Raw genomic sequence first — 8,301 nt, 5'->3', positions numbered from 1 at the left:
GCATTTCCCGGCCTGCCCGGCGGTCCGGGGCGTCGCCGTCGGGCCGGCCCCATCCGGGCCGTGCGGCCCCGCGCGGGGGCCGAGCGGACACTGCCGGCCGGGCGGGATCGGCGGGAAGCTGGTCGTGGGTCGAGAACACACCCGTCCCCCCGAGGGAGGCCCGGATGACATCGCATCAGACCACCGGAGACCGAGCACCGGCAGCCGCCGGCCCGCGACGCCCCGCACCGGAGCGGCGTGAGGAGGTGACCGACACCCCCGTCCCGCCCCACCCGTGGCGCGGCACGGCCGCGGCGCTGGCGGTGACGCGCCTCATGACCGCCGCGATCTTCCTCTGGGCCTTCGCGGACAAGGCGTTCGGGCTCGGGTACGCCACACCCGGCGAGCGCTCCTGGGTCAACGGCGGCTCCCCAACCGGGGGTTACCTCTCCTCGGTCGACGTCGGACCGATGGCCGGCGTCTTCAACTCCTGGGCGGGTTCGACGGCGGTGGACGTGCTCTTCATGGGCGGTCTGCTGGCGGTGGGGGTCGCCCTGTTGGCCGGGGTGGCGCTGTGGCCTGCGGCGCTGGGCGGCGGGCTGATGATGCTCATGATGTGGGTCGCCGCCTGGCCGCCGGCCCGGGAACTCGCCGACGGCACCCCGTCGATGTCGACCAACCCCCTGGTCGACCACCACCTGCTCTACGTGGCGGTGCTGGTGGTCCTCGCGGCGACCGCCGCCGGCCACCACGCGGGGCTCGGCCGCCGCTGGGAGGAGGCGCCCCTGGCCCGACGGTTCCCCTGGCTGCGCTGACCCACCGGTCGGCGGGGCCGCGGCGTCCGAGGCACCGGCCCCGCCGCCGTGGGAGGGGGCCGCCACACGGTCCGCCCGGCCTCGTGAGGGGGCCGGGCGGCCCTGTGCGCGGGCGCGGGGCAGCGGCGATGATGGGGCCGGGCCGCAGGGTGCGGACCGTAGGGAGGGGTCATGAGCGAGCACGGTGACGGGAGCGGCGGCCCGATCCGGCTCCTGCTGGTGGACGACCACGAGGTGGTGCGGCGCGGCCTGCGGGACCTCTTCGACGCCGAACCGGGCATCGAGGTCGTCGGCGAGGCGGGCAGCGCGGAGCGGGCCCTGGCACGCGGCCCCGCGCTCCGCCCGGACGTGGCGGTCCTCGACGTCAGGCTCCCCGACGGCGACGGCATCCGTGTCTGCCGCGAACTGCGCTCCGCCCTGCCGGGGCTGGCCTGCCTCATGCTCACCTCCTTCGACGACGACGAGGCGCTGCTCGACGCGATCATGGCGGGCGCGGCGGGCTACGTCCTGAAGGAGATCCGGGGAGCCGACCTGGTGACGGCGGTACGCACCGTCGCCTCCGGCCGCTCGATGCTGGACCCCGCCACCACCGCGCGGCTCATGAGCTCGCTGCGCGACACCGACGGGGGCGACGACGGCCCGGACGCGCTGGAGGCCCTGACCGCGCGGGAGCGCGAGATCCTGGAACTGGTAGGGGAGGGGCTGACCAACGCGCAGATCGGGCGACGGCTGTTCCTCTCGGAGAAGACCGTGAAGAACAACATCTCCCGGATGCTGGCCAAGCTCGGGGTGGAACGCCGCATCCAGGCGGCGGTGCTCGCCACGCAGGCGCACCAGACGCCGGCCTCCCGCGCCCCCCGCTGACGATCACCGCCGTCGAACTCCCGTGCCCTCTCGGCCCGTACGGGTGAAACCGCCGGTGGGCCGGGTGCGGCGCTCGCGAGGTGCGTGCCCGGCCGCCGCGGGTGTCGATGCACTCCGTGCCCGGTCCGGCGCTCCCCGTGTCGGTGCCTCCCGCCATACTGGAAGCGGCGTGGCTGATCGCCACACGGCAGACACACGGGGGCGAGAGACAGCAGATGGCGGAGACCACCCTGATCCAGGGCCGTTACGAACTCCTGGAGCAGATCGGTCGCGGCGGCATGGGCGAGGTGTGGCGTGCGCGGGACCGGGCGCTGGACCGCCGGGTCGCCGTGAAGTGCCTCAAGCCCCTGGGGAACCACCACGAGGAGCCCGTGTTGAAAGGGCTGCGGGAGCGGTTCCGCAGGGAGGCCCGGGTCGCCGCCGGGCTCCAGCACCGCGGCATCACCGTCGTCCACGACTTCGGCGAGGACGACGGGATCCTGTTCCTGGTCATGGAGCTACTGGAGGGCCGCAACCTCAGCGAGGTGCTCACCGGACGGGACCGCGAGCCGCTGCCCGAGCCGGACATCGCCGACATCGCCGCCCAGGTCGCGGCAGCCCTGGACCACACCCACCGCCAGGGCATCATCCACCGCGACCTCAAGCCCGCCAACGTGATGCTGCTGGACGACGGATCGGTGAAGATCTGCGACTTCGGCATCGCACGCCTGGCCCGCGACATCGGTCTCGCCACCAAACTGACCACCACCGGCATGGCCATGGGCACCCCGCACTACATGTCCCCGGAGCAGATCTCCGGCACCCCGGCCGACCGCCGCAGCGACCTCTACTCACTCGGCTGCGTGCTCTACGAACTGGCCTCCGGCGCGCCCCCGTTCGACCTCGGGGACCCCTGGGCCATCCTGGTCGGCCACCGCGACACCCCGCCCGAACCGCTCCGCGGTCGGCGGCCGGAGCTGTCGGCGGCACTGGAGGAGCTCGTCCTCGGGCTGCTCGCCAAGGACCCTGAGGATCGGCCCACCGACGTCGCCCAGCGGACCCGGCGGCTCGCGTTCGCCGCGGCACGCCACACGGGCGCCCGGCCGCTGCCGGTGGCCCCGGGGGTGCGGGGTGCCGCGCGCTCGGCACCCGGGTCCGGAGCCGCCTCGGTGCCCCGGCTGCCGCCCCTGCCCCCGCCCGCGGGCGGCACCCCCGCGGCGGGGCACCTCGCGGCGCTACCGCCGTGGGCCCGCGACATGCGCGCCGGGGTGGCCGTCCGTGCCGCGCTCCGCCCACCGGCCCCGGCCCTCGCTGAGGGGATCACCGGCCCGTGGTCGGCGGTCACCGTCGCCACCGGCGGTCGGCCTTCGCCGCCGGGTGGGGTGCCGGCCGCGGTCGGCACCCTCGCCGAACGGCACGGCGCCGGGATGGAACTAGGCCGCTCCGGCCGGTGGGCGGAGGCCCTGGAGGCGCACGACCGGGTCCTCGCCGAGCGGGAGGCCACGCTGGGCCCGGAGCACCCCGACACCCTCGACAGCCGTCACGAGGCCGCGGCCAGCCTGGGACGGCTGGGCCGCTGGGAGGAGGCCCTCGCGGGGCACCGGCGGGTCACCGAGGCCCGGGCGCGACAGCTCGGCCCGGCCCACCCGGCCACGCTGGACTCCCGCCACCAGTCCGCCGTGGCGCTCGGCCGGCTGGGCCGCGCCGCAGAGGCGCTGGAGGTCTACCGGGCCCTGGCGGTCGCCCGCGCCCACGCCGGGGGCGACGGACACGCCGAGACGCTGCGGGCCCGCCACGGCCTGGGGGTCAGCCTGGGCCGGCTGGGCCGCTGGGAGGAGGCGCTCGCCGAGGCGGGCGCGGTGTGGACCCTGCGCTGCCGAACCCTCGGCGACGATCACCCCGACACCCTGGTCAGCCGGCGCGAGGTCGCGGTCGCGCTGGGCTGGCTCGGCCGCTGGGAGGAGGCGCTGGGCGAGTACCGCCCGGTGCGTGAGAGCCGGGAACGCGTCCTCGGCCCCACCCACCCGGCGACCCTCACCAGCCGCAATGACGAGGCGCACTGCCTGGAGCAACTCGGCCGTCACGCCGAGGCCGCGGAGCTCCACCGGGCGGGCGCCGAACTCCGGGACGGCGGCGCCCACTGAGCACCCCCGCGGCCGGTGGTGGCGCCCGGCGGCGCGGGCTGTCGGGTGGTGCCGCGGCGCGCGTGGTCCGCTGGGCCCGCCCGCCGCTCGACCCGGCGGGGAGCCACGTACCATGGCGGCATGTCGTTTCTCCGCCGCCGTAGTGCTCCTACGCCCGCCGGTCCGGACTTCGATGTCCTGGCCATGGATCCGGGCGACTGGCCGGGAGTGCTGGGCGCCGGACTGCTGCCCGCGCCCGACGGGAGCTGCCAGGGTGTGATCCTGCGCTACGACCTGTTCGGCGGACGCGGCCCCGCCATGGTGATCGGAAACCTTCCCGAGGGGTCACCCGCCCGCGAGCTGGGCGAGGACGAGATGCCCTTCGAGGTGCTCCACCTGCTGGAGGCCCTCGGCATGGAGGAGGAGGTCCGGGCCACCGCCACGGAGGAGATCCCGGTCATGCACCAGGACAGCCTGCTCATCGTGCGGCGCGTGAAGTGCAGCGAGACCCGTGTCTCCTGCGTGCAGTTCGACCGCAGCGACAACGTCCTGGTGACGATCGCGAGCTGGGACCGGCCCATCACCGACGACCTCTACCGGCTGCTGAAGCCGCTGCCTGCCGAGCTGTTCCAGCAGCAGTAGCGACCGGCGGGTCCCGTTTGGCACCACCGGCCGTCGTCGCCGCGCCGTACGCGCACCGGCGGCGGTGTGCCGTCGACGGTGCGTCCTCGTCCCGGAGCCCGCTCTCCTGTCCCGGGGCCCGGCATGTCCGACCCGCGGGCCGGTGACGTCGTGGGGGCGCGGGAACCACCTTTCCCGCGCCCTGGGTTCACCCGGTCGTGACGACCGCGCTCAGCGTGTGCCCACCGCGGCGCGCACCGCGCGCCGCGTCAGGGCCAGATCGTCGTGGAGGCGCCGCAGCAGTAGCCGCCGCTCCTCCCCGAACGCCAGGGAGCCGGCCGGCCGCGCGGCCGTCGCGGCGGGATCGGGACCCGGCGCCCGCATCGCGCGGTGGACCGCCTCCTCGCACTCCCGGATCTCCCGGGTGAGGACCAGCATCAGGTTCACCAGGAAGGCGTCCCGCAGCTGCGGACCCTCCAACTGCGCGAGACGGCTCAGCTGGCGTCGCGCCACCGGCGCCGTGCCCAGGACGGCCCACAGCGTCGCCAGGTCGCGCCCCGGCAGATACCAGCCGGCCGTGGACCACCCGAGCAGCGCGGGGCCGGCCGGGGAGAGGACCGCCTGGGAGGGGTAGACGGAACCGTGGCAGAACTGCCGCGGCAGCGCCCCGTCCCGCCCACGGAGGCCGTGCAGCAGGGCCCGGAGGTCGGAGAGGTCCCGGTCGGTCAGCATGCCGAGCGAATGGCAGCGGCCGATCAGCGCCTGGTAGTTGACCTCGGGCCCGAAGTCGTCCCCCGGCGGTTCCCACTCGCCCAGGCGGCGCACGCCCGCGAACAGCGCCCGCAGGTCGGCGACGGCCGGGGCGTTGAGCGGATGGCGCCGAGTGGAGGCGGCCCGACCGGGGATGAACTCCATGACGAGGGTCCCCGAGCCGGAGTCCGCACCGACCAGGCGCGGTACGCGCACCGGCGGTCGGTGCCGGACGAAGATCCGGTGGGCTGCTATCTCCCGCCGCACCTTCTCCGTGGCGGCCGTCGACAGCGCGCACTTGGCGACGACGGGACGCCGCCCGAGGGAGCCGGCGAGCAGGACGGACTCCGTGCCCTGTCGCAGCAGCTGGGCGGGGGCGAACTCCGGGCAGATCTCCTGCACGGAGGCGAGCGCGCCCCGCAGTTCGGCGCCGCGCTCACCACTGAGGTCCAGGCGCTGCCTGCCCGACGGCCGTGCGCGGCGCGGCCGTTCGGGAGCCGGCGCGCCGAGCTGCGGCACGGCCGCGGCGGGGGTGGCGAGCGGCTGGCGGTACCTGGGGTACACGGGGGAGGGTGCTGGATACATCGGCGAGCCGAGTCCCTTCGTGCGCCGGACGGAGGACGCGCCGCCCGTACCGGGGCCGGAGGCACCCTGGGGAGTGCCGCCCGTCCCCGGGGCGGGGTGGCGCCTTTCTACCGAAGCGCGGCGCGGCCCTGGCACACCAGCTGGCGGACCCTGGCGAAACCCTGGCGAATGGCTGAGCCCCCTCCCACCCGGGGCTACTGTCGAGTCAGCCGAGATCCTGGGGGCTTGACGTGACACAGAGAACCAACACCCGGCTGGCGGACCTGTTCCGGCTCGCGGGATGGTCCAAGGGAGAGCTCGCCCGCCTGGTCAACCGGCAGGCGGCGGCCCAGGGCCATTCCCAGCTCGCCACCGACACCACGCGTGTCCGGCGCTGGATCGAGCTGGGGGAGACCCCGCGCGAACCGGTGCCGGAGCTGCTGGCCTCCCTGTTCACCGAGCGACTCGGCCGTGTCGTGACCATAGAGGACCTCGGCTTCCGGCGTCCCGGCGAGTCCGGGCGGGGGAAGGCCGGGGCGAAGCTGCCCTGGCCTCCCGACCGGACGGCCGCTGTCCTCACCGAATTCACGGGAATGGACCTCATGCTCAACCGACGCGGCATGGTGGGCGCGGGCGCCGCGCTCGCCGCGGGATCTGCCCTCAGCGACGCACTGCACGACTGGATCAGGACCTCACCGGACGGCTCGCCCCGCCCCGCCTCGGGCGGGTCGGGGACCGCCGGACTCGACCCCTACGAGGCGGCCCCCGTGGGGTCGGCCGAGATCGACGCGCTGGAGAACGCGGTGGAGGTGTTCCGGGCCTGGGACGCTCGCCGCGGTGGCGGCCTGCAACGCAAGGCGGTCGTCGGCCAGCTCAACGAGGTGGGCGGCATGCTCGCCTACCAGCACCCCGCTCACCTCCAGCGACGGCTGTGGGGTGTGGCGGCCAACCTCGCCGTCCTCGCGGGCTGGATGTCCCACGACGTGGGGCTGGAGCCCACCGCCCAGAAGTACTTCGTGATCGCCACCCACGCGGCACGTGAGGGCGGCGACCGCCCGCGCGCGGGCGAGGCGCTCTCCCGCGCGGCACGCCAGATGGTCCACCTCGGCCGGCCCGACGACGCGCTGGACCTGATGCAGCTGGCGAAGTCCGGTGCCGGGGACGAGGCGTTGCCGCGCACCCGCGCCATGCTCTGCACGATCGAGGCGTGGGCGCAGGCCGCCCTGGGCCAGGGACAGGCGATGCGTCGCACCCTCGGGCAGGCGGAGGACCTCTTCGTCTCCGACCGGCGGGACGTGCCCCCGCCCAGCTGGATGCAGCTGTTCGACGAGGCGGACCTCTACGGCATGCAGGCGCTCGCGTACCGCACCCTCGCCGAGACCGACCCGACCGCCGCGCGCGTCGCGGAGCGGTTCGCCAAGCGCGCCCTGGAGCTGCGCGACGTCGACCTCCGGACCCGTTCCAACATTCTCGACTACCTCTCCCTCGCCTCCGCCTGCTTCCTCGGCAACGACCCGGACCAGGCCGACCGCTACGCCCGTCTGGCGCTGGTCAGCATCGGCGAGACCTCTTCCCACCGGACCTGGGACCGGTTGCGGGAGATGTACCGGCTCACCGGCGTCTACGCCGGGTACGGCCGCGTGGAGAGCCTGCGCGAGGAGATCGAGCACGTACTCCCCTCCGCCCCCGTCTCCCCGGGGGACACCGGGGCCGGCAAGGGGCCGAGCATCGTCTGACCTCTCCCGCGGCGGGACGGGCCGTCCGGCCGTCCGGCTGTCTCGCGCCCACCGCCCCGCGCGCACCGCCGGGTGCGGCGGTGGTTCAGCTGACGCGGGCCACCAGGACGCAGGCGTCTTCCAGGGTGCCGCCGGCACGCGCCGCCTCGCGGCGGCGGTCCAACAGGACCTCCAGCGCCTGCCGGGCGTCTCCCGCCGCGGCCAGCCTCGGTGCCAACGTGAGCAGCACCGGGTCGCTGGAGCGCGCCGTGCCGCCCCGGCCGTCCGGCCCGGGCGGTTCGGGCGGGAAGAGCCCGTCGGTGTGGAGCACCAGGGTGTCGCCGCTGTGCAGCCGGTCCACCCGCTCGCCGTAGACCGTCCCGGCGATCGCGCCCAGCAGGGTGCCCGGAGGACGCGGCAGCAGGCGGGCCGAGCCCTCCCGGCACAGCAGCGGCGCGGGATGTCCCGCCTGGGCCCACGTCAGCGAGCCGTCCTCCGCGCGGTAGCGGCAGCACACCAGCCCCGCGAGGGCCGGCTGGGTGCCGCGGTCCATCAGGTCGTTGAGGTGTTCCAGCACGGTCGCGGGGCGTGCGCGCGTCAGGGCGATGCCGCGGAGCGCGCCCAGCAGCCCGGCGGTGGCGCAGCCGTCGCCGGGGCCGCTGCCCGAGAGGTCGCCGACGCTCAGAACGGTGCTGCCGTCCCCGATGTCGATCCAGTCGTGCCAGCGGTCGCCCGCCGCGGCGTCGTCGGCCGGCAGGCAGCGGGCGGCCAACTGCAACGAGCGCGGGACCCCGTGGTCGGGGCGGCGCTCCGGCGGGCTCTGCCAGGGGGTGGCCGTGGCCTCCCGGGGCAGGGGCGGCCCCGTCTCCGCCGTGGCGGTCGCGCCGCCCC

7 protein-coding genes are annotated in these 8,301 nt (G+C 75.7%); 5 read left to right on the top strand and 2 right to left on the bottom strand.

Annotation, left to right across the window (positions count from 1 at the left end):
• The first annotated feature begins 164 nt into the window (after positions 1-164).
• From HCJ92_RS19825 to HCJ92_RS19810, 4 genes are all read left to right on the top strand, one after another.
• A complete protein-coding gene (locus HCJ92_RS19825; RefSeq protein ID WP_209311353.1) occupies positions 165-794 on the top strand; it encodes a hypothetical protein in 630 nt (209 codons plus the stop codon).
• Positions 795-965: 171 nt separating this feature from the next.
• Positions 966-1,658 carry a response regulator gene (locus HCJ92_RS19820; RefSeq protein ID WP_167934976.1) on the top strand — a complete coding sequence of 231 codons (693 nt, stop codon included), beginning with the start codon at positions 966-968 and terminating at the stop codon, positions 1,656-1,658.
• 215 nt (positions 1,659-1,873) lie between these two features.
• Positions 1,874-3,781 carry a serine/threonine-protein kinase gene (locus tag HCJ92_RS19815; protein ID WP_167934975.1) on the top strand — a complete coding sequence of 636 codons (1,908 nt, stop codon included), beginning with the start codon at positions 1,874-1,876 and terminating at the stop codon, positions 3,779-3,781.
• Positions 3,782-3,901: 120 nt separating this feature from the next.
• Positions 3,902-4,402, top strand: a complete 501-nt coding sequence (locus tag HCJ92_RS19810; protein ID WP_167934974.1) for a hypothetical protein — start codon at positions 3,902-3,904, stop codon at positions 4,400-4,402.
• A 210-nt stretch (positions 4,403-4,612) separates the two neighbouring features.
• Here the strand turns inward: HCJ92_RS19810 and HCJ92_RS19805 are convergent, their stop codons facing one another.
• Complete coding sequence (locus HCJ92_RS19805; protein ID WP_167934973.1) at positions 4,613-5,716, bottom strand: phosphotransferase; 1,104 nt, start codon at positions 5,714-5,716, stop codon at positions 4,613-4,615.
• A gap of 230 nt (positions 5,717-5,946) precedes the next feature.
• Here HCJ92_RS19805 and HCJ92_RS19800 point away from each other — a divergent pair, with 230 nt between their 5' ends.
• Positions 5,947-7,431 (top strand): DNA-binding protein NsdB, encoded by a 1,485-nt coding sequence (locus HCJ92_RS19800; RefSeq protein WP_167934972.1) that lies wholly within the window; start codon positions 5,947-5,949, stop codon positions 7,429-7,431.
• Positions 7,432-7,516: 85 nt separating this feature from the next.
• On the opposite strand, the gene HCJ92_RS19795 is transcribed toward HCJ92_RS19800, so the two are convergent.
• A partial coding sequence (locus HCJ92_RS19795) for a PP2C family protein-serine/threonine phosphatase (RefSeq protein WP_167934971.1) occupies positions 7,517-8,301 on the bottom strand: 785 nt, incomplete at its 5' end.

Origin of the sequence: Streptomyces spiramenti, assembly GCF_012034385.1 — a bacterium.
Classification (GTDB): domain Bacteria; phylum Actinomycetota; class Actinomycetes; order Streptomycetales; family Streptomycetaceae; genus Streptomyces; species Streptomyces spiramenti.
Note: the sequence above shows the minus strand (reverse complement) of the source record. Positions and strands in the feature narration are given on the sequence as shown.